Genomic DNA, 21934 nt, shown 5'->3' on the forward strand with positions numbered 1-21934 from the left:
ATGCCATCGTCTGAATATCAAGCATGATGATCAGCGCGACTAAATCCATGCACTATTCAGTACTCCAATGAGCACTTTATTGCTGTCCCAAAAACAGCTCGTCCATAGCATGGATACCTGATGATCACAGGAGGAACTATTCAACCATTCACCACCTTTAATAAAAACAACCTTCAAATAAAAACATCATTTAAGGAAAAGTTGATGAAAACTTTAAATGCTAATCTAAGAAATAAAAAAGCCCTCATGCTTGCCGTGATAACTACTTTAGCTATAGGGCTTAGCGCAGAAACTCAAGCTTCAAAAGGAATTTTACAAATTAAAGAAACGGTAAAGTCTGACTATGCCAAAACCAAGTATCCTATTGTCATGGTCCATGGCTGGTTAGGCTGGTCACGCATCGGTGATGACAGTTTCAATCTTGATTACTGGTACCAGATTTTGCCTGATATGGCCCGCAATGGTTCAACGGTTTTTGCCGCACAACTCTCCCCTGCCAATACCACCGAGTTCCGTGGTGAACAGTTGATTGCTCAAGTAGAAGAAGTACTCGCGATTACTGGTAAGGACAGAGTCAACCTGATTGGTCACAGTCATGGTGGCCCAACCGTACAATACGTAGCAGCTGTAAAACCGCAGTATGTAGCATCGGTAACAGGCGTGGGCGGAACATATCGCGGTTCTAAGGTCGCCGATGATATTCAAAACAATACGCTTAGCCGTAGCGCATTCAATATCTTGGGACAATATCTGATTGGGCCGATATTAACCTGGGCACAAGCGAATCCCGATATTCCCGTTAACTTTGATGCATCAATGAAATCATTGACTGAAGTCGAATCTGCAAACTTTAATAAGCGCTTCCCGACCACAGCCTTAGCTTCTGACTGTAACAAGAGTGGCGCTAAAGTGGATAAGGGAATCTATTATTATTCTTGGGGTGGTACCGCACAAACCACCAATCTTTTAGACATTGATACAATTCTGATGCAACTTGGCCCATTGTCTTATGGCAACAAGGACAATGATGGCATGGTGGCTCGTTGTAGTTCACATATCGGTCAAGTCATTCGTGATGATTACAACCTTAATCACACCGATCTGGCCAATATGATGTTTGGTTTAAAAGGTCTCTTCGCACCTGATCCTGTTGCTCTCTTTAGGCAACATGCCAACCGCTTAAAACTGCAAGGGTTATAAATTTACATAGCCAATTTCAAGCATAAAAAAATGCGCCAAAGGGCGCATTTTTTTCACTCGTATAAAACTTAAAATTAAGCTTTAACTTTACGAGCTGGCAATTTTTCACGAATACGTGCAGCTTTACCAGACAATTCGCGTAGGTAGTAAAGTTTAGCACGACGAACGTCACCACGACGTTTCACTTCGATACCAGCAACGATTGGTGAATGTGTTTGGAAAACACGTTCAACACCAACACCGCTAGAGATTTTGCGTACTGTGAACGCAGAGTTCAAGCCACGGTTTTTCTTAGCAATTACAACGCCTTCAAATGCCTGAAGACGTTCACGCTCACCTTCTTTTACTTTTACTTGAACTACTACAGTATCACCAGGAGCAAAAGCAGGGATATCTGATTTTAACTGAGCATTTTCAATAATTTGAACTAAAGGATGTTTACCACTCATTGTGGGAATCTCCAATATGTGCGGGACAGAAGAGGTCTGTGCTACCGCTGGGGATAGAGGCTAAATCGCGTATCGACCCGTTTATCTTTCCCTTTATTACTTAAGCAGATACTCAAGCCAATAAAGAGCCTATTCATTAATACTTAAATCAAATTTAAGTATGCAAATCTTTTAGCCATTTTTTTTGCTGTTTGGTCAACTCCGCTTTTTCCACCAACTCAGGTCGGCGTTCAAGTGTTCGTTGATAGCGCTGCAAAAACCGCCATTTTTCAATGTTGGCATGGTGTCCCGATTTTAATACTTCAGGAACATCCAAACCTTCAAAATGGTCTGGCTTGGTATATTGTGGGCAATCTAACAGACCATCCACAAATGAATCTTGCACAGCGGACTGTTCATCTGACATGGCACCCGGAAGTCTCCGAATGATACTGTCCAATAAAACCATCGCAGGCAGTTCACCACCCGACAGCACGTAATCTCCAATTGACCATTCCTGATCAACATATTGCTGGATCAAACGTTCATCGACCCCTTCATAACGTCCGCACAACACAATCAGTCCGTCATATTCGACAAACTGCTGTACCGCAGGTTCGTTTAAGGTTTTTCCTTGCGGCGACATATACACCACAGGAACCTGAACACATCCTGCTTGCTTTGCAAGCTCTTTGGCATGGTTGATTGCTTTGGACAGAGGTTCTGCCATCATCACCATACCTGGACCACCACCAAATGGACGTTCATCCACTCTTTTGTAGTTGCCCTCAGCATAATCGCGAGGATTAATGCAATTAACTTGCACTATTTCACGTTTTGCCGCACGCCCGCTAATACCGTAGGCTGTAATCGCTTCAAACATTTCAGGAAAAAGCGTAATGACTGCAAAAAACATCGCAGACTCCTCTACTTTCCTGCTGCGTTCATCCTTAAAGGACAAGCTTTTAAATATTTAGTAATCCACGCCCCAATTTACGTAGATACGACCAGCTTCAAGATCAACTCGCTGTACCACATCTTTATGCCATGGAATCATGCGTTCTTCAGCATCAATGCTGTCCGGTGTTGCGTGAACCACCATCACATCATTGGCACCTGTCTCGAACATTTCATGGATTTTACCGAGATTCACTTCTTGTTCGTTTTCATCAAGACCCAACACGGTTAAGCCTTTTAAATCCGACCAGTAAAACTCATCCATTCCTGCTTTCGGAAGCTGCGCTTTTGAAATCCAGACATTTACGCCAACCAAGCCATCCGCTGCTGTGCGATCGCTCACACCCTTCAACGAAACAACCAGGCCTTTGCCATGCGGTTTCCAACGTTTTACATCTACTGTTTGCCAACCTGCTTTGGTTTCAATGTACCAAGGAAGATAGTCAAAGATGTTGCTCATAGGTTCTGTATTGGAATAGACCCAGAGCCACCCATTTAATCCATATGCTGAACGTAACTGTCCAATCTGAATACGATCTTCGGGAACATTCTGTGTTGGTGTCATGGGCTACCTACTACAATTAAGCAGCAGCTGCAGCTTTCTTAGCTTGAGCAGCTAAAGAAGCAACGCGTTCAGACGGTTGAGCACCTTGAGCAACCCAATGAGCAAAACGATCAGCATCTAAACGAAGTTTTTCTGCTTTACCTTGAGCTGTAGGGTTAAAGAAACCAATACGTTCGATGAAACGACCGTCACGCGCATTGCGGCTATCAGTTACAATAACTTGATAGAACGGACGTTTTTTAGCACCACCGCGTGCTAGACGAATTACAACCATGATAGAACCTTATAGTTTTTACGGATTATCCATGAACCGACCATCGGCAGCATTTCAAACCCCTTTCATAGAGGGCAATATTTTACGTTATATTTGCCCTGAAAGAAAGATCAAATTTTAGGTTATCCACAGTTTTGAATTTAGATTTTATCGACCGTCCCAATTAGAGGTTGCAGATAATGCACATGCTGTTGCACCTTTGGCCCAGAATTTTTGACCTTGGTCGTTTAAACATATCCATCCATTTCCTTGCTGTTGCTTTCCAGAAATAGGTTTTGCAATTAACAACCAAGTTCTTACCTGTGCTGTATTTACAGTCAAAGCTGTATTATTTATATCTGTTAATTCAATATCATAAAGTGGTTTTGTTTGCGGTATTGTATTAGCACCATAGACATTCAGGGCTGTACGTCCAGCATAATTATTATTCGCCATCTTATATGTAGCTAAATTACGTGCAATTCGCATCATTTCTGCTTGAGCATTCGTACGTTCTGTCCGAATCTTATAAGCAGTATAAGATGGGTATGCCATAGCAGCCAAAATACTAATGATAACAATAACAATCATTAACTCTATAAGAGTAAAACCTAGTTTATAATTGATCACCAGTCTTCTCTCCCTGTTGTTATATCGCCACAACTAGCTTCTTTTGTATCACTGTTTTTATACTCAAGAAGTTCTTTGGCTTTATTTTTACAACGAATGCCTGTGCTGCTCATCAAAAAATTATAATTTTTTACATCACTCGTTTCTGCTTTCATTACCCACATACGCCCCCTTACGTCAGGTTTTGGTGGAGTACTGGCATCTACAGCCGTTAACAATTTAGCTGGATCATCCCCATCTCGAATTGTAATAGTGTATTTTATTCGCGAACCAGATGCTCCTCTAGGTAAAGTAACTTCAGACATAATACTGCTTTGCCCATATAAAAAATTAGGGTTAAAACCTCTATAGGTAAAGTTTTTTGCTTTATGTCTTTCTAATTGTTCTGAAATTTTTTGCATTTCTTGCTGTGCCATAGATGCGTCTGCTCTTCTGGCATATTGCTGATAGCTAGGAATAGCAAATGCTGCAAATATGCCAATAATAACCAGTACAACTATTAATTCAATTAAAGTAAATCCTTTGGAGAATCCTCCCGACCGGCTAAACATATTAGCCGGTCGAGAAAGTACTTTATTATGTTTAATTATTTTTTCCATTTTTCATACCATCTCGTTGGATTAATGGTAGGAACACATTTCCACAGTCCTGTCCCTTTTTCATTACCAGCGATTGTAAAATTAGGACATGAGCCGTCTGTAGTTTCTTCGATCGGTGCCGGTGTAATACCCACAATACCAGCGCCTAATGTATTGTCATTACACTCTGTAACGCCCTCTGGGCAAGGATCTTTTTTGGTTTTAAAGCCTGTCTCCTTCTCATCGTCTTCATTTACAACCATACCAGTACCAGCGCTATCTGACTTAAGACACACACCAAAAGGTAAACAATAACGTTGACGGTTCGTTTCACCCACTACACGCGGTAAACAAGGGTTTTGAGGTGCAATACCAGTACCTTGAGGATCATAAACTGGAATTAATAAATTGCCTGTTAGAGCAATAGGCTCTTCAAATGCTTTCATTCCACCCTTAATACGGAAACTATTATCTGCGCGTTCCACCCCTAGACTATTACTTGATAGCGAACGATACCAACCATTTTTAGTTGCAGATGTCCCGATGAAATAACTTGGAATATTTCCACTTAATAGTTGAGGATCTTTTTGCAAAGTTCGGATATCTATATTTTGAGTCGATAAAGCGAAAGCTGTGCCATCTGAATTATTTACTTCAGTAAATAAATTTTTCTTAATAAAATCACGATCAATCAAACCGTAGACGTTATTGACTAGACGATCTGATAATGCATTGACTGGTTTCATCCCCTCACGGCCAACGATAGGATAAACATCCAATGGTGTACTACGGTTACCCGCTGCAATACCGACCACGATAAAACTTGTTGCTCCTTGATCATGAATAGTCACCGTTGGTGCTTCATAGAAACGTGGGTTTTTTCCACCTGTTAAAGCTACCCCTGATGAATCTGTTGCCAAGTTAGCTAAACGTACCACTCGCTTACCAAAATTGGTAGTTGTCGTTCCCGAGGTATTGTTCAAATCTGCACGGAAGACTTGACCACCCAAATCACCAAAATATAAATGATCGATCAAGCCATCGCCATTACGGTCGATTGCACTAATACGGCTCACAATACTATGTTTCATATTTGTATTGGCTGTACCAACACCCGTTACAGCGTTACTCGTCCACCATAAACGCTCGCCAGTTGTAGCATCAACAATATAAACTGCATTTCCTTTTGCTTCAGTACGATTATCACAGGAAGCATCAGGAAAATCAGTTGGCACATCTACACCATTTACAGTGGTATAAGACAGTACTTTACCAAACTCGAATTTCGGATTTTCATAACATTGATCGTAGCCACCACCTACAATCATCACACGACGGATTTCATTGTTATAACGAATGTTTGCAAGCACTGGCTTAGACCAAGATTGCCCCATACGAGTAAAGTTTGTTTGATCGCTACCTATTCTAAATAAGAACTTAGGTGCAGTTGGATCAAGTACATTTAAACCATAGTAACTCTCCCCCCCCATACGTAAACCGCCATATATATTCATGCGGCTTGCTTTAACTGAGTTCGAGTCGGTCGAAGAACTTGCTTTTTGAGCAACATATAATGAATCAGCAACCCATGCACCATCTAGACCTGCAGTAGGTGCAGTATCATCAGTTTGCCCCTTCACTAAAGCTTTTATGGCAATACTATTGCGAAGAAGTTCGGCAGGTACAAACACCATTTGTTCCTCACCCGTACTACTATCAACAATATGTAAACCACCTTCCATAGTTCCGTAAAGGATGGATTGACTTCGTGTAGAAGTTAAATTACCTGAAGCATCCAATGTACCCGAATAAGTCATCTGAACAGGGAAGGAATGAATACTTCCTCCCATCGCTAAATGAGGTGTCTCCGGAATAGGTAATGTTGTTGGTAATGTTGTTGCAGTCGCATCTAGCGGTACGCTATAACCCAAATAATTCAACAATGCTTGCCGAGTTGACAAAGACATATCTTTTAACGTGGTTTGATTATTAAACTTATCAAGCACGTATGTTGCTGTATTTGTTGTTGGCAAAGGTCCTTCTGGAATGCGTAATAAACTCGCACCATTACTAGCTCCTGTTAGAGTAGCTCCACCTGTTGCAGCAATATCAGTAAAGAGTTTACGAAGATTATCTGGATTTGCAGCATATGCATATTTAATCGGATTAGTTGTTAAGTCTTCCGTTTGGCCACTAATTGGCATAGGTACACGTGAATATGCTCCACCTAGACCAATAATTCCGCCATCGTTATAACTTTTAGTATTATAAATACTATTACTATTCCATAAATCTTTAGTAGCAGTTTTGAAAGAACCATCTGTGTTATATACAAGAGTAGTGCCATTAGCTGCTGCAAAGGCACCCGCATTAGCACCTGTCAACAAGACTTTATAACGTTTCAGATTTCCTGCCCAAGACATTTTACCACCTTGTGGATCAGGCTCTAATGCACGCAAATAACCATAAGGTTGTAAGCCTGATGGGCTTAAAGCATCGGCAGGTACAGATATAGCACCTGTAGTTAATGGTGCTAAAGGCACCTTACCTATATTATTAATAAAGGCAATAACACTATCTGTCACACCTTGAGCAGATTGGGCGGTAAAAAAACCACCATTTCCGTAACCAGGACTACTAACAGCATAACTCGGCTGATTTGGTGAACACTTGTCATCGCCTGTACGGTCACTTTGAGTACGTGAACTTAGCTTGCATGCTTGCTGTACATGCGGTTGAGTTAAACTATTAAAATCATTACCAAAACCTACAAATGCCGTTTGAATTGGAACATTGGCAGGGTTGGTAATTTTAGTAGTATCTGTTTGAATTATTCCACCATTGAACAATTTTTTAGCTAGCTCTCCCATACAGTGCCATGCAGATTCTCCATCTGGTGTCAGATTAGTTAATCCACCTGATGTAGGACAACTAAAACCGGAACCATAACTATCGAGTGCAGCAGACATGATAGCTGTAGAACGAGCTGTAGTAGATCTATTTGCTTCACCATCTGACAAAATATAAATACCTTGTCCATCACAACTGACCCGTTTATCTTGTGCCGGCAAAGGGGAAATATATTTTAGACCATCTTTTAAACTAGCATCTGCATCATCAAAACCACTATCTGCATTCGTGCCCAATTGCATTCCCAACGTATAAGAATACAAAACACCTGAAACTATCTCGGTACCGTCTCCAGTAAAACCTGTAGGCTCTGTAGCTCCTAAATTTGTCCAGTAAGCTGCATTCGTACTGGTACGTTGGCTGGTTGTTCCGGAGCCGCAATATTGAACGCCATTAGCAAAATCTGTAGTTTTCCAGCTAACACATTGATAGTAAGTATCTACATTTCCATAAATGACTGTTGCATTCGTACTACTACCACTGAAGCCAGTATTATATTGATAGCACTTATCATTTGATGTATTCAAATAAGGATAACTATTATTTTGACAAGCCTTATAAGAATCTGCCGCCTTATAATCTGAACTACTAATAGCAGCTGTTTTATAACATCTTTTTTTAGTTGTAGAGGAAGTTGTTCCTATATAAGTATATGCAGGATATCCAGTAGGTGGGCAACTATAAGCATCAGAAGCATTTTGACTACCACCAGAAAAACCCTGATATTGATAACATTTATTATCATTATTGTTTAAATAAGGATAGGAAGCATTTTGACATTCATATCTTTCAACGACTTGTGTGGTTACTTTTTTATACAAATCTTTTTGTATTTCGGCTTCACTTCGGGTTGAAGTTCCCATTAAATAAGCTGCGGCTTCGGCATAGGCATGTGCTGTGGGTGTATAACCTGATGCTCTCAAATTAGCAATAGCTTGTTTTAACTTATAGCGTTGAGAACCCACAGTATTTACAGTACTTGAGAGTCCAAGTGGTGCTGCAGCTACTAAGATCTTGGCTCGTCTATCATTTAAAGAATAATGTCCCAAGCCTACTCGTACATCTGTCAAATTTGAATTATTACTTTCTAAAAAAGCATTCATCCCATTTTTTAGTCGTTCTAGTCGAGTCCCTATTTGACCTGCATCATTACCTCCCATTGATCCCGAAGTATCTAGCATCATCACAATGGTCTTCTTACCTGCTGTAGGTACAGCATAAATCTGTAAATCGCTAGCTTGCACGATAGAGGAAGCAACTAACATTGTTCCTGAAAATGCCCAAATAAATGCAGCACCATATTTTAAATGGTGAGTATATTTTTTGAGACCTGACTGCTGTCTTTGATTTTTCATGCTAATTATCTCCCCATTTATATTGGTGCATTCACCTGAACATAACGTGTTTTCAGGTCAATTTCCTGAACTTGCGTATTCACAGGAATACCATATTCGGTCAAACATTGAGCCATTGTTTTTTTCGTCCGTAAACCTGCATCTGTATTATCATTGATATAACCAACTTCACTTGCATTCCCAATACATTTAGCTTGTACAGTCGATATTTTTTCACGAGAATAATTTGGCAAGATAGCAGTTGATGTAATTCGAACACGACCTTCAACTTTACCTTGCTGCACATTGGAATCCTTACTAGCATCCGTACCCCGGTCTAAATCTGAACCCGGTGTTGCATCAGGGTTAGCCTCAGCTATATATTTCACTGCTACTTGTGTCACTACTGCTTCACGGGAACTACCAAAGTCTTTCTCTAAATCACAAAAACCACTTCTATTGGTTTCAGTTGTATCCACTGTTGCAGTTGTATCATCGTTAGCTGTGGCTGCAGGAGGAATTAACACCGTTACATCTAAAATACTTCCTGTTTGCATTGCCGAAGTAGGACGATAACAAAAGACATATTCTCTGTCGTGTCGTAGAGGATCAGCCTGATCATTTACCGCTTTTCCAACTACTCCCATAATAGAAATGATATTTTTATAGTTAGTCTGATTCAAAAAAAAGTTTGTAGGTGCATCACTTGTTTGTAAAAGCAATTGTCCAATTTGACTATTTGTTGCAATATTTAAAGATGTCATTGCTGTACGGATGGCAAGAACCCCGACTATGGTGATTACGAGTAACATCATTAAAACAACCACTAAGGTAGCACCACGTTGATGGTGTTGGAGTTGTTTTTTTCTCATTATTATTCCCCTAGACCATTTCTAAACGTTACAACTGTGCTATAAACTCGACGCGCGAACTTAGTAGTTTGGTCATTTACACTTACGCTGTCACTTTCACTTTGATTTAAAATATTAAATGTTTTAGTCAGGTCTATAGATTCATTACGCGTGTTATCCATAGAACGCACTAACACTGCCAGCTTCACAGAAACAATTCGTGGTGGAACTGTAGGAGTAGCAGCTGCTCTCGCATTTTTTGCTAATATCCTATATTGATTAATCGTGTAATAGGCCATGTTTCCTGCAGCATTTCGAGTGCCCAGCTGAACGGTAAAATGATCTACGCGTGGCATAATCAGCTCGCCAGCACCTCCAAAACCACTGATTGTTGAAGGTTGAGAATTGACACTCGCGGCAGTGGTAGCAGGTGTATTAGTATCACAAGCCAAACCATAATTTGTACCAGTTGTTGCTGTAGCAGGATCACGTCTTAGAAAATAGCGCTGAATAACATAATCACCTGCAAAAACCCTGTCACCTTCACAATTAAACATATCATTAGGTGCAACAAACTGAATGGTCAGTTGATCACTTGATTTATTCACATTAGATAAACCTTGCCATTCATTCGCAACCGAACTAATTGCCTCATCAGTGCCAACACTATGACTCAGCAAACCTTTAGAAATAAAAGGAGCTGCTGCAGGTATAGGAATATTAGCATTAGCAGTGGTGGCGTCTCGTGCTGTTAATACCACCCCCCCCCAAGGTGTCTGTTCATTTAAATTAGGGTTAGTGGTATTAATATAATTTGCCAGACGAATATCTCTAGCTACATAATCCAGACCAAATACACCACTATTTTGCAATTCTGCATTTGCATCCTGCATACGTGAGCCGAGTAGTCCACCTAAAAAAAGCTGAACAGCAGCAGCACTGATCAACAAACCTAGAATTATGGCCACCATCAACTCAACAAGCGTAAAACCTTTTTGTACTTTAATTCCTGAATAAGACAGAGTTTTCATTAATATGCCTCCATCATTAAGCAATCAGAGCCTGTTACATAAACCCCTGTATTTTCCATACATGCACTTACATTAGCCGCAGTATTGGTTGAACTAAGGGTTGTATTTCCCCACGCAATAAATAAACATTGCCGTTGTTGTGGGGCTGAACCCACTCCAGGACAATTATCCATAGTGATATTCATTCCAATTTCAAATGCAGATCTTGCCGCCATAAAAGCATCATATGTTGCCATTTGTGTAGGGGTACAAGCCGTAGTAGGGTTAAAGCACACAGTAGCAGGTACAGTTGGAGTAGCAGTAATATTGGTATAACCTCTAACTGCAGTTGGGTAATTATTTTGAGCTAGTGGGTTGGCCCGCATGTTTTCAGCAAGGCCTCTTAGAATCAGCATACCTTGCGAACGATTTAAAGCTTCACCTGAAGCATCCATCGCACGTAACTGTAATAGACTGTAGCCAAGTACACCAATTGCCAGTAATAAAAGCGCAACTAGTACTTCAATTAGCCCCACACCTTTTTGAGATTTATTCATTAACACGTCCCTGAAGTCTGACTAATATTTCCCAATCTTGTTACTGTTACCGTCCTCATGAATGGGGATTTACAGATACTGAATGTTGCTGCACTTGTTGCAATTCCAACTTCATTAAATAAAATTGCAGCAGAACTTGAAGATGAAACAATTATTTTTTTATCGACGGGCACAGAAATAACCCGAGTTTTCAAAACTTCTTCTTTTTGGTCGTCAGTTAACATTTCGACGGGTGGAGTACCTGTAGTCGTCGTATATTCAGGAATAGCCATAATTGCACATTCTTCTTTAGTGACATCACTATCAGCATTTGTTTTATTTAGGCATAGTGCTACTGTCGTTTTCATTGTTGCTGCTTGTGATTTCGCTTGATTAACAGCTACTATCAGCTCTCGTGTTGCTGCATTTATTTTTTGCCTCGCCACCAAATTACCAAAAGAAGGAAGCGCCCAAGTTGTAATAATTGCCAACACAGCTATCGTGATCATGAGTTCAATTAAGGTGAATCCTTGTTCTTCTCTTTGCATACTCCCCCCAAGGCAACAAAACTTTACCCTATTTAAAATAATATCGAACTTAATTACAAATTAAGCACATAAAAGGATAAAAGGCATAAAAAAACAGATAATTGCCAAAAAGCAATTATCTGTCAATTTTTTAAAATTTTCAGAATGTTAAATCATTCACACTTTAAGCTTGAGTTACAGGAATACGTAACTCTTTCGGCAAACTAAAGGTAATATTTTCTTCACGTCCCGAAAGTTCTTGCGGTGCTTTGGCACCCCAGTCCTGTAAACGCTGAATCACCTGCTTGATTAAAATTTCGGGTGCAGATGCACCAGCAGTCACCCCAATTTTGGTATTTTCATTAAACCAATTTTGTTCAAGCTGATCCGCATTATCGACTAAATAGGCATGTTTCCCCATACGCTCCGCCAGCTCACGCAACCGGTTTGAATTGGATGAATTAGGCGAACCCACCACCAAAACCACATCACATTGCGTTGCCAAGTCACGTACCGCATCTTGACGGTTTTGAGTGGCATAGCAGATATCATCCTTACGCGGCCCCTGAATGTGAGGGAATTTGCTACGCAAAGCATCAATGACTTTCGCCGTGTCATCAATGGACAAGGTAGTCTGAGTCACAAAAGCCACTTTTTCAGGATACTGTACTACTAAAGCAGCTACATCTTGTTCATCTTCCACCAAATAAATGTGGCCGCCATTTTTCTTGTCATATTGCCCCATGGTGCCTTCCACTTCCGGATGTCCTTCATGCCCAATCAAAATGGCTTCCGTTCCTTCACGCGCATATTTAGTCACTTCAATATGCACCTTGGTCACCAGCGGACAAGTGGCATCAAACACCTTTAAACCACGGCGTTCCGCTTCCTGTTGTACCGCTTTCGATACGCCATGCGCACTAAAGATCACGATATTGTCATCGGGAACCTCATCCAGTTCATCGACAAAAATTGCACCGCGCTGACGCAAATCATCTACCACAAACTTGTTATGCACAACTTCATGACGCACATAAATAGGTGGATTAAAGCATTCTAGTGCCCGATTGACGATCGCAATTGCTCGGTCGACACCTGCACAAAAACCACGTGGATTGGCCAATACAATTTCCATAAGATCCTCAATGTTCACCCGAAGTTGAGCGGAATAATTTGAAATAAATGCCAACAAAAAGACGCTTGGCTATTTTGTTTGCGGGTCGTCTACTCTAAAATAGAGAAGATATTTTATCATATCAGGAAAAATATCATGTCGGGTCTCTTGTTTGTCGTTTCTGCTGCATCCGGAACAGGCAAAACATCCCTCGTTAAAGCCCTGCTTGACCGTGTCACCAATCTACACGTTTCTGTCTCTCACACCACGCGTGGCCAACGTCCTGGCGAGCTCGACGGTGTGCATTATCACTTTTCAAAAAAAGAAGATTTTCTTGCTCTAGTTGAGCAAGGCGGTTTTATTGAATATGCAGAAGTGTTTGGCAATTATTACGGTACTGCTCAAGCAACTGTAAAACAACAACTTGCCAAGGGCCATGACGTTCTACTTGAAATTGATTGGCAAGGTGCAGAGCAAGTTCGCAAACTTTTTCCTGAATCACGTCAAATCTTTATTCTTCCACCCAGCCAGTTCGATTTGCGCCAACGCCTGTCCAATCGTGGTACCGACTCGGTTGAGGTGATTGAACGTCGCTTAGGCTGTGCAGTTGAAGACATGCAGCAATATAGCAATTTTGACTATGTCATTATTAATGATGACTTTAATAAGGCGCTGCATGATCTGGAATGCGTGATTATTGCCAATCGTCTAGTATTATCGCAGCAAGCAACCCGTCATCAGGAATTGATTGAAAAATTAATTACTCCTGTTGAACCGTGATTAAAACTTGAGTCTGCAGGCAAAGCATTTTATACTGCCCAGTCTGTTCAAATTTAATATTCAAACGAGAATTCTTATGGCACGCGTAACCGTTGAAGATTGTTTAGACCATGTAGACAACCGCTTTGAGCTTGTACTAGTGGCAAGCAAACGCGCGCGTCAATTGGCACGTCAAGGGATCGAACCTACTGTAGAATGGGATAACGATAAACCGACTGTAGTTTCTTTACGTGAAATTGCTGCCGGTCATGTATCTAAAGACATCTTGAAACAACGTGATCAAGACTATCAAGCTTCTAGCCTTGACCTGGCACTTTCTGCAAACAATCTGAATTTAGATGGCTTTTCTTTCCAATAAGAAAAAATATCTGAGAAAAAGCCTAGTTTTAACTAGGCTTTTTTTATTGCATAACTTTTATATTTGCCCAATAAACGTTATAACATAGGTATAAAGATACGTTATTTAAGAGGTATCTTTTTGCTTTTTTTAAATGAAAAAATTGACAAGTCATGCAATATGCTTTTCATTAAAGCTCTAGCGATTTAAATTGTAGAAACTGAAGTAGTAAAGGTGTTATATGCCAGGCCCACAGGTCAGCCAAGCCAAGCAACAGCTCAAAATTATTATCGATGCGTACTTAAGTGCAAGTGATGTCGAGCGCGTGCTTGTGGCCTGCGATTATGCTGATATTGCGCATGATGGCATCACCCGTAAAAGTGGCGAACCTTATATCCTGCATCCGATTGCAGTGAGTAGCATTCTTTCGCATATGCGTCTGGATGCCGAAACCTTAATGGCCGCCCTGCTGCATGATGTCATTGAAGATACCGATTTTAACAAGGAAGACATCGCTGAAAAATTTGGGCGTACGGTTGCAGAACTGGTCGATGGTGTCACCAAACTCAGCCATTCCAGTGATAAAGAATACAATAAAGCCGCATCCTTCCGTAAAATTCTGCAAGCTACCTTACAAGATCCACGTGTCATTATTATTAAACTGGCCGACCGTTATCACAACATGACCACCTTGGATTCATTGCGCCCAGATAAACGCATGCGTATTGCCCAGGAAACTTTTGATATATTTGTGCCCATGGCGCGCATTGTCGGCATGAATGAAATGGCCGACAACCTGGAACATCTGTGTTATCAGAATCTTGATCTGGATATGTTTAATAATGTTCAAGATGCCTTATTACAAACCAAGCCTAAACGTTGTGAATATCAGAGCATCTGGGAAAAGAACCTGACTGAACTGCTGCAACAGCACCAGATTACTGGCCGCATTAAAAAGAAAAATAACAATATTGAATTACTGCGTCACTTTGTGAAAAACGACATTGATTTACAGGAGCTGACTCATAGTCATGCTTTTGAAATTATTTTACAAAGCATTGCCGATTGTGACCGTCTGGCAGAAATCCTGCGTGAAAACTTCCAGATTTTGCATTATGAAGATCATATTCGTCGCCCATTACCGGGTGGCAACCAATCGTTGATGATGCGCTTAAAAGGTGAAAAAACCACACTATCATTGACCATCCAAACCGAGTTAATGCGTAGGGCAGCCCGTTTTGGCGTGGTACTGGGTGAAAATGCGCCGCAAGCCTGCCGCTCAGCCATTCAGGCCTCTATGCAGAACCTGAATGTACTGATTGATGGTGCCTGTGCCAAAACCACCTTTAGCGACTTGTTAGATTATTTACACCAGGAAAAAATCTGGGTGTATACCCCGCATGGCAATTTGCACGAACTCCCTCAAGGTGCTACAGCAGTCGATTTTGCTTATTCAGCCAGCCTGTTTTTAGGCAATCACGCTGTCGGAGCAAAAATAAACGGAGAAACCCGTCCTCTTTCAACACCACTTATTAGTGGGCAAGTGATTGAGATTATTACCGATGTTCTGGCGACACCAAATCCAGACTGGCTAAGCTTCATCAACACCCAAAAAGCCCGCCGCGCCTTGCAAAATATTTTGCGTGATCAGGACATTGAAGAACAGCAATTAGTCGGCCAGCAGGCACTCAACCGTGCCCTTAAACTGTTTAATCGATCAGTAAAAGACTTAACTGAAGCAGATTGGCAGGATATCCTGCAATGGCGTCATATTGAGTCCAAAGAACAGTTATTTGAGCAGATTGCTGTGGGCGATTTGCTTCCACAACTGGTTGCCAATCATCTTTTTGCACAAGGTCAAAGCCTGGAACCACAATCATCAACCCGCCTGATTCAAGGGACGGAAGGTATTGATGTCAAATATGCGCATTGTTGCAACCCGGTACTCGGTGATCCAATCCAGGGACACCTCTCACGCCGTGGCTTAATTGTGCATCGTGCTCGCTGTCATAATCTTTTGCATGAACAGCATCAGCATCCAGAAAATATTATGCCGTTGCACTGGACCGCTGAAGATATCAATGACATTAGTTTCACTGCTTATTTAAGTATTGATATGCTGATGAATGATGAACAAATTTCTGACCTGATTTATCAGTGCCGTAAAGAAAAAACCGGTGTAGAAATGGTTCATGCCCATGAAGGGAAAACCTACGTCCACATTGTGGTGCATAACCGCAAACAAATTGCTCAAATTATTCGCGATTTACGCATGCACTTTGGTTTTCCACGCATAACCCGTTTAGCCCAGCCAATCAACATTGCCGAAGCATCTAAAGCAAGTTAATTCAATCATATGCAACTTTTTTGCCTGATATACGCTATGATGTATGAAGATGATATAAGGAGAAATCAATGTCACGCCAAGTAATCCATACTGAAAATGCACCTGCAGCTATTGGTACATATTCTCAAGCGATTTTAGTTGAAAATACTCTGTACCTTTCAGGTCAAATTGGTTTAGATCCTTATAGTATGGAATTGGTGGAAGGTATTGAAGCTCAAATTCGCCGTGTATTTGATAATTTAAAAGCGGTCTGTGAAGCAGCTGGTGGCTCATTGGCAGATATCGCCAAACTGAATATTTTTCTGACTGATCTTTCACACTTCCAATTGGTGAATCAAATTATGGGTGAATATTTTGCCCAGCCTTATCCAGCACGTGCAGCCCTAGGGGTCGCAAGCTTGCCTAAAGATGCCTTAGTGGAAATGGATGGCATCGTGATTATTAATAAATAATTTTCAATTAGTTAGAAAATTGCACAAAATACCACCGATAAGGTGGTATTTTTTTATTCAAAAACTCAATCATAATAAATGATATTTCAAATGAATGTCATTGACAAACGATAATAATTATCAATAATATCACTTATCCCATTTCACTATTTAGTGTGGCTAGTTCAAATGTACGTGTGCTTATGTCGTGGTATTACCGATCAAGATATTAAAGATGCAGTCGCAAATGGCGCAGAAAGCTATCGTGAAATTCGCGACCTACTTGATTTAGGTACCTGCTGTGGCCGTTGTGCACCAGAAGCACGTGCCATCATTAGCGAAGAGCTTTCAGAAATTGCAGCCCGTATATCGGTAGCGGCTTAAATCCGATAATCTTAATGATAAATTTAATGGTCAGAAGATCATTTCTCCTCTCCCGCTTATGACTCTAGGCGGGTTTTTTATACACCCTGTCTAGCTTGCAGCCTTTTATGGTTCTTGATTGCGATTTTCATTTGCTGTTCAATAAACCACTCGCCATTGTTTTGCTTCTTGTTTAAGATAATTGCAATAATAATTTTTTTGATTGCCTGACCCTTTGTGAAGGCAAAAATTGTTGATGGAGAACTTACAATGAAAGGCAATCGTGACGTCATTAATCAGCTAAACCAGGTGCTTTACCATCAGTTGACTGCCATTAACCAGTATTTCCTGCACTCACGTATGTTCAATGACTGGGGAATTGAAAAGCTGGGTTCAGCAGAATACAAAGAATCGATTCAGCAAATGAAAGATGCCGATAAAATTATTGAACGTATTTTATTCCTGGAAGGCCTGCCTAACTTACAAAATCTAGGTAAGTTGTACATCGGTCAGCATACTATTGAAGTACTGAATTGCGATGTGCGTAAAGTCAACGAAAATATTGAAGCCCTGCAAAAAGCGGTCAGCCTGGCTGAACAGGAAATGGATTATGTGACTCGCGATCTTGTCCAGGAAATTCTAGAAAAAGAAGAAGAATATCTGGACTGGACCACCACCCAGCTTGATCTAGTCGAGAAAGTCGGTATCAAAAACTATATTCAAAGCCAGATTTAAGTTTAAAAAGCCAGTCGATTGACTGGCTTTTTTAGTTGTTAGATTCGCTTTTTGACCGTCTTATTTTTTGGCTACGGGTTGGGCCAATGATGCGTAGTCCAGATCGACTTTACGTAATTTTTTTAACAACCGGAGCTGATGTCTAGCTTCCTGCTCATAGCCATTAAAAGCCAGTATTTTGGCATACTTGAGCAGATCATAGGCGGTCGGATAATTGAGCACCATCTCCCTAATTTCTTCAAGTTGCTGTGTACTCACCTTGCTATAGGGATTCATACGAATCCAGTCAATACGCCGGTTAAACTCTTCCAGCAAATAAATCTGATCCTGATTGGTGATTTTTTCCGGTGTTTTTTCGTATCGCAGCGTTTGATTGAGCTTAGGTACAAGAACTGAATAATCTCGCACAATTAGAAGCAGCAGCAAGAAAGATAGACTATAAGCCACCCGCATATAATTAGGAGAAAGGGTCAGGATTTTGGTATCCGCCTGTTGCGACTGAATCAAGCCAATGATAAAACCTACCGGGAGCAGGAAATAGGCATAGTACTGAGGGAATTCCAGCATTGAATGAATCAACACTGCGCCAACCATCAAAATCCCGATTACCGATTCTACCGAATTGACCCGTTTATTCAGCTGATAACCCCAATAGCCAAAGTAGGCCAGAAAAGGAAGTCCGATAATAAGGCCGTTCCACAGGATAAAATCGAGAATAAAATTATGTGCGCTACGAATCCACACCGGTCCCTGAAAATGATCACTGACCAAGGTATAAGCGACACTGGTCTGATTCCAGCCATAACCCAACCATGGACGGTCAGCAATCGCATGCAGCATCTGTTGCCAAATGGCTAAGCGCGACATATCCCCTGTTGCTCGCTGTACCACATCACGGCTTTGAATAATATGTGCATCTGTGGCTTGAGCAAGAAGTTGGCTCAGTATGGGTGCTACAACAATCAATCCGACAAATACACCCAACCAACTGATTGTCCAATACCATTTAAGCCGAATAAAGCCACGATATTGTTGATAAGCCAAGTAGACTAAAATACATAAGCAAGCCACCCAAGAAGTTCGTGACTGACTTAAGGCAACACCTATTAATATAGGCAATGCACAAGCGACTAACCATTTGGTTTGTACCTTTTTCTTTTCATAGAGATACAAACACGCCATTAATGACATCATCAAAAAAGTTGCCATATTATTGGGTTGGGCAAAATTTGCGTAGGGGCGTGTATTACCTTGTATATTGATCATGCCGGGCAAATGGGCATCTAAATTTGTCCATTGGCATATGGCGATACCAGCCGTTGCTGTACCTGCCATTAAAACTACACAACTAAGCCCAGTAAAAATGCGTTCACGGTCTGGTTTTTCAACCGATAAGTTATAACCAATCACCATACTCAGCCAAAATCCAAAGACAAAGAGTGTACTGGTCAAAGCTTTATCAAAGAAAAAGAGCTCACCTGCCCCATATTGAACCAAAGGGATAGCCGCGAGAAGCAATAATGGCAAACCGATCACCGGTAATTTAATTTTGTCTTTTAAATAAATGGCAGCGAGTACAAAAAGCGATAAAAAGGCAAAAAGTTCACCAGTATAGGTAACCCATGGCCTATAGTGGATAGGCAGAAGCCAAGCCAGTGAGATGAGAACACTAGCTAAGAGGAGTAGAAGGAATTTCATAACAACATGCACAAAAGTGAGCTTCTCATATGATAAAGAAAAATAACTATAAAAAAAAAGAATATAAATATTATTCAAATAGAAAAATTTTGGTTATTTAAATATAATAGATAATAATATTATTTTTCATATCAATATGAATAAGAAAAAAATTTTAATTGTAACTCGTAACCTGCCTCCACTCATTGGAGGGATGGAACGCCTTAACTGGCATATAGCAGATGAGTTAAGCCATGAAAATGAAATTTTATTATTAAGCCATAAGGACGCTCAAAATACAGCACCTCAAAATTGTAATTTCTATGGCGTTAGACTCAATCCTTTACCCTTATTCTTAATTACTGCATTTATTAAAACATTTCTAATTTGTGTTGTTAAAAAGCCGGATATTCTTTTTGCTGGCAGTGGCTTAACCGCTCCTATTACTGTTTTGTTGGCAAAAATATTTCGAATAAAGAGCATTGTTTATATTCATGGATTAGATATTGCGACCAATCACTGGCTATACAATACCATATGGATCCCCATGATACGTGCTGCAGACCGTATTATTGCCAACAGCACACCTACCCAAGACATTTGTTTAAGAAAAGGCATTCCAACTGAAAAAATTTGTATTATTTATCCAGGTGTCACCTATCCCCCCTTACCTCAAGATAATGAAATTATTGAGTCTATTCGGGAAAAATATCATTTACATGACAAAAAAATCCTGATTTCGGTAGGTCGTTTGACACAGCGTAAAGGTTTAAATGAATTTGTTGCTTTAGCATTACCTAACATTATTAAAAATATACCTAATACCGTGTTGGTTGTTATTGGGGATACTCCAAGCCAATCGCTCAATAAAAATCTACAAAGTAAAGAACTTATTCTCGAAACTGCAGCCAAACATGATATTGCTGGGCATATTTTGTTTGTAGGCAACATCAGTGAGGATTATGTTTTATCCTCATGGTATTACCTTGCTGATATACATGTATTTCCAGTCAAACATATCCCGGATGACCCAGAGGGCTTTGGTATGGTCGCCATAGAAGCTGCTGCTCATGGTACACCTACCGTTGCCTTTGCTACAGGTGGAATTGTCGATGCTGTACAAAATAATGAATCTGGTTATTTAGTAGAAAAAAATGATTATACGAGCTTTACACAAGCTACTATAAAAGCTTTACACAGAGATGAACAAAATTGGCGAAGAAATTGTTGCGATTTTTCCGCGCAATTTGCTTGGTCTAAGTTCGAAAAAAAATTAATTAAAGTATTAATAGGAATCTAATCGTGACAAAGAAGAAAATATCAGATATAGATTTTACAAACTTAGCCACAATTACCATCACATTTAATCCTAATATTGGAGATTTATTATCACAGCTTTATATACTTCCAGAATCCAGTATTAAAGTAATTGTTGATAATGCTTCAACAATTCAACACTGGGATGAAATTCAATTATTATCCCATCAATTCAGAAATATTTATCTAATACGAAGTAAAGTCAATCTCGGTCTAGCAACAGCTATCAATCGTGGAGCTGAATTTATATCTAATCTAGTGGATTCTCCCGAATTTATACTTTTATTAGACCAAGATAGTATACCGCAACATAAAAGTATTGAAAAATTACTTATGGCCTTTAAAAATTTACAAAAAAATGGTCATCCTGTCGGCTGTGTAGGCCCCTTGTTAACAGATCTCACAACTGGCTTAACGCATGGTTTTCATCAATCTAGTAAGTTTCGCTGGACTCGTGTATATCCAACACAAGAATCCATTACGCCCATAAAATGTTCTAGTCTTAATGGTAGTGGTACATTGATGTCTTTAGAGTTATTTCAAAAATTAGGAGGTTTAGACGAGCAGTTCTTCATTGACCATGTAGATACTGAATGGTCCTTTCGAATAATCTCTAATGGTTATCAACTTTGGGGCATTCCGAACTCAATTTTCGGTCATAGCATGGGAGAAACAAGCAAACGTTTTTGGTTATTTGGCTGGAGAGTCTGGCCAGTACGCTCGCCTCAGCGCCATTATTATCTGTATAAAAATGCAATTATATTGATGCAGCGCCCTTATATACCTAAAGTCTGGAAAATTTGGGCAATAATGAAATTAGCTTTAACAACTACTATAGTAGTACTTATAGACTCATCACGTATACAACAAATAAAAAATATGTGGAAAGGAATAAGGACAGGATTACGCAATAAAAATTAAATATAGAACTAACCAAATATCAACAATTTACTATTATTTGAAAAATAAAATACTATTATAACCCGAATCGCAGATAAGCAATTAACTTGAAAAACAGAAGGACTAGAGCCATCAGTTGAGTTACCACACAAAA

22 protein-coding genes are annotated in these 21934 nt (G+C 40.2%); 9 read left to right on the forward strand and 13 right to left on the reverse strand.

The features are described 5' to 3' along the window. Positions 1-204: 204 nt before the first annotated feature. Complete coding sequence (locus tag WAE57_RS09175; protein WP_337710244.1) at positions 205-1200, forward strand: triacylglycerol lipase; 996 nt, start codon at positions 205-207, stop codon at positions 1198-1200. A gap of 74 nt (positions 1201-1274) precedes the next feature. On the opposite strand, the gene rplS is transcribed toward WAE57_RS09175, so the two are convergent. The 12 genes from rplS to ispH form a co-directional block, all read right to left on the reverse strand. Then, a complete protein-coding gene (rplS, locus tag WAE57_RS09180; RefSeq protein ID WP_086198593.1) occupies positions 1275-1649 on the reverse strand; it encodes a 50S ribosomal protein L19 in 375 nt (124 codons plus the stop codon). A gap of 154 nt (positions 1650-1803) precedes the next feature. Then, positions 1804-2544 (reverse strand): tRNA (guanosine(37)-N1)-methyltransferase TrmD, encoded by a 741-nt coding sequence (trmD, locus tag WAE57_RS09185; RefSeq protein WP_337710248.1) that lies wholly within the window; start codon positions 2542-2544, stop codon positions 1804-1806. A 57-nt stretch (positions 2545-2601) separates the two neighbouring features. Next, positions 2602-3150, reverse strand: a complete 549-nt coding sequence (gene rimM, locus WAE57_RS09190) for a ribosome maturation factor RimM (RefSeq protein ID WP_237787055.1) — start codon at positions 3148-3150, stop codon at positions 2602-2604. 16 nt (positions 3151-3166) lie between these two features. Then, complete coding sequence (gene rpsP / locus WAE57_RS09195; RefSeq protein ID WP_068912833.1) at positions 3167-3424, reverse strand: 30S ribosomal protein S16; 258 nt, start codon at positions 3422-3424, stop codon at positions 3167-3169. A gap of 147 nt (positions 3425-3571) precedes the next feature. Next, positions 3572-4036: a prepilin-type N-terminal cleavage/methylation domain-containing protein gene (locus WAE57_RS09200; RefSeq protein ID WP_337710294.1), complete on the reverse strand. Its 465-nt coding sequence runs from the start codon at positions 4034-4036 to the stop codon at positions 3572-3574. Continuing rightward, positions 4030-4632, reverse strand: a complete 603-nt coding sequence (locus WAE57_RS09205; RefSeq protein ID WP_337710257.1) for a prepilin-type N-terminal cleavage/methylation domain-containing protein — start codon at positions 4630-4632, stop codon at positions 4030-4032. Before WAE57_RS09205 ends, WAE57_RS09200 begins: the two co-directional genes overlap by 7 nt. After that, entirely contained in the window at positions 4620-8876 is a 4257-nt protein-coding gene (locus WAE57_RS09210) for a VWA domain-containing protein (RefSeq protein ID WP_337710259.1), read from the reverse strand. Before WAE57_RS09210 ends, WAE57_RS09205 begins: the two co-directional genes overlap by 13 nt. Positions 8877-8893: 17 nt before the next feature. After that, positions 8894-9727: a PilX N-terminal domain-containing pilus assembly protein gene (locus WAE57_RS09215; RefSeq protein WP_337710261.1), complete on the reverse strand. Its 834-nt coding sequence runs from the start codon at positions 9725-9727 to the stop codon at positions 8894-8896. A gap of 2 nt (positions 9728-9729) precedes the next feature. Next, entirely contained in the window at positions 9730-10737 is a 1008-nt protein-coding gene (locus WAE57_RS09220; RefSeq protein WP_337710263.1) for a PilW family protein, read from the reverse strand. Beyond that, positions 10737-11273 carry a type IV pilus modification protein PilV gene (gene pilV / locus WAE57_RS09225; protein ID WP_337710265.1) on the reverse strand — a complete coding sequence of 179 codons (537 nt, stop codon included), beginning with the start codon at positions 11271-11273 and terminating at the stop codon, positions 10737-10739. Before pilV ends, WAE57_RS09220 begins: the two co-directional genes overlap by 1 nt. Then, on the reverse strand, positions 11273-11800 hold the full coding sequence (locus tag WAE57_RS09230) for a GspH/FimT family pseudopilin (protein ID WP_337710267.1): 528 nt from the start codon (positions 11798-11800) through the stop codon (positions 11273-11275). Before WAE57_RS09230 ends, pilV begins: the two co-directional genes overlap by 1 nt. 163 nt (positions 11801-11963) lie before the next feature. After that, positions 11964-12914 (reverse strand): 4-hydroxy-3-methylbut-2-enyl diphosphate reductase, encoded by a 951-nt coding sequence (gene ispH / locus WAE57_RS09235; RefSeq protein ID WP_337710270.1) that lies wholly within the window; start codon positions 12912-12914, stop codon positions 11964-11966. A 135-nt stretch (positions 12915-13049) separates the two neighbouring features. On the opposite strand from ispH, the gene gmk reads away from it, so the two are divergent. The 6 genes from gmk (at position 13050) to bfr (ending at position 17886) form a co-directional block, all read left to right on the forward strand. Then, on the forward strand, positions 13050-13673 hold the full coding sequence (gene gmk, locus WAE57_RS09240; RefSeq protein WP_237787048.1) for a guanylate kinase: 624 nt from the start codon (positions 13050-13052) through the stop codon (positions 13671-13673). 76 nt (positions 13674-13749) lie between these two features. Beyond that, on the forward strand, positions 13750-14031 hold the full coding sequence (gene rpoZ / locus WAE57_RS09245; RefSeq protein WP_086174531.1) for a DNA-directed RNA polymerase subunit omega: 282 nt from the start codon (positions 13750-13752) through the stop codon (positions 14029-14031). Between the two features lie 220 nt (positions 14032-14251). Next, complete coding sequence (locus WAE57_RS09250) at positions 14252-16357, forward strand: HD domain-containing protein (RefSeq protein WP_086174532.1); 2106 nt, start codon at positions 14252-14254, stop codon at positions 16355-16357. A gap of 68 nt (positions 16358-16425) precedes the next feature. Continuing rightward, entirely contained in the window at positions 16426-16809 is a 384-nt protein-coding gene (locus WAE57_RS09255; RefSeq protein ID WP_086174533.1) for a RidA family protein, read from the forward strand. 168 nt (positions 16810-16977) lie between these two features. Continuing rightward, positions 16978-17172, forward strand: a complete 195-nt coding sequence (locus WAE57_RS09260) for a bacterioferritin-associated ferredoxin (protein ID WP_086174534.1) — start codon at positions 16978-16980, stop codon at positions 17170-17172. A 249-nt stretch (positions 17173-17421) separates the two neighbouring features. Next, entirely contained in the window at positions 17422-17886 is a 465-nt protein-coding gene (gene bfr, locus WAE57_RS09265) for a bacterioferritin (protein ID WP_337710279.1), read from the forward strand. A 60-nt stretch (positions 17887-17946) separates the two neighbouring features. On the opposite strand, the gene WAE57_RS09270 is transcribed toward bfr, so the two are convergent. Next, positions 17947-19584, reverse strand: a complete 1638-nt coding sequence (locus tag WAE57_RS09270) for a Wzy polymerase domain-containing protein (RefSeq protein ID WP_337710280.1) — start codon at positions 19582-19584, stop codon at positions 17947-17949. 136 nt (positions 19585-19720) lie between these two features. Here WAE57_RS09270 and WAE57_RS09275 point away from each other — a divergent pair, with 136 nt between their 5' ends. Both WAE57_RS09275 and WAE57_RS09280 read left to right on the forward strand, forming a co-directional pair. Continuing rightward, positions 19721-20863, forward strand: a complete 1143-nt coding sequence (locus tag WAE57_RS09275; RefSeq protein ID WP_337710282.1) for a glycosyltransferase family 4 protein — start codon at positions 19721-19723, stop codon at positions 20861-20863. A 2-nt stretch (positions 20864-20865) separates the two neighbouring features. Then, entirely contained in the window at positions 20866-21801 is a 936-nt protein-coding gene (locus WAE57_RS09280; RefSeq protein WP_337710284.1) for a glycosyltransferase, read from the forward strand. The last annotated feature ends 133 nt before the right edge of the window (positions 21802-21934 follow it).

The sequence above is a fragment of the Acinetobacter sp. NS-4 genome (assembly GCF_037402435.1).
Taxonomy (GTDB): Bacteria; Pseudomonadota; Gammaproteobacteria; order Pseudomonadales; family Moraxellaceae; genus Acinetobacter.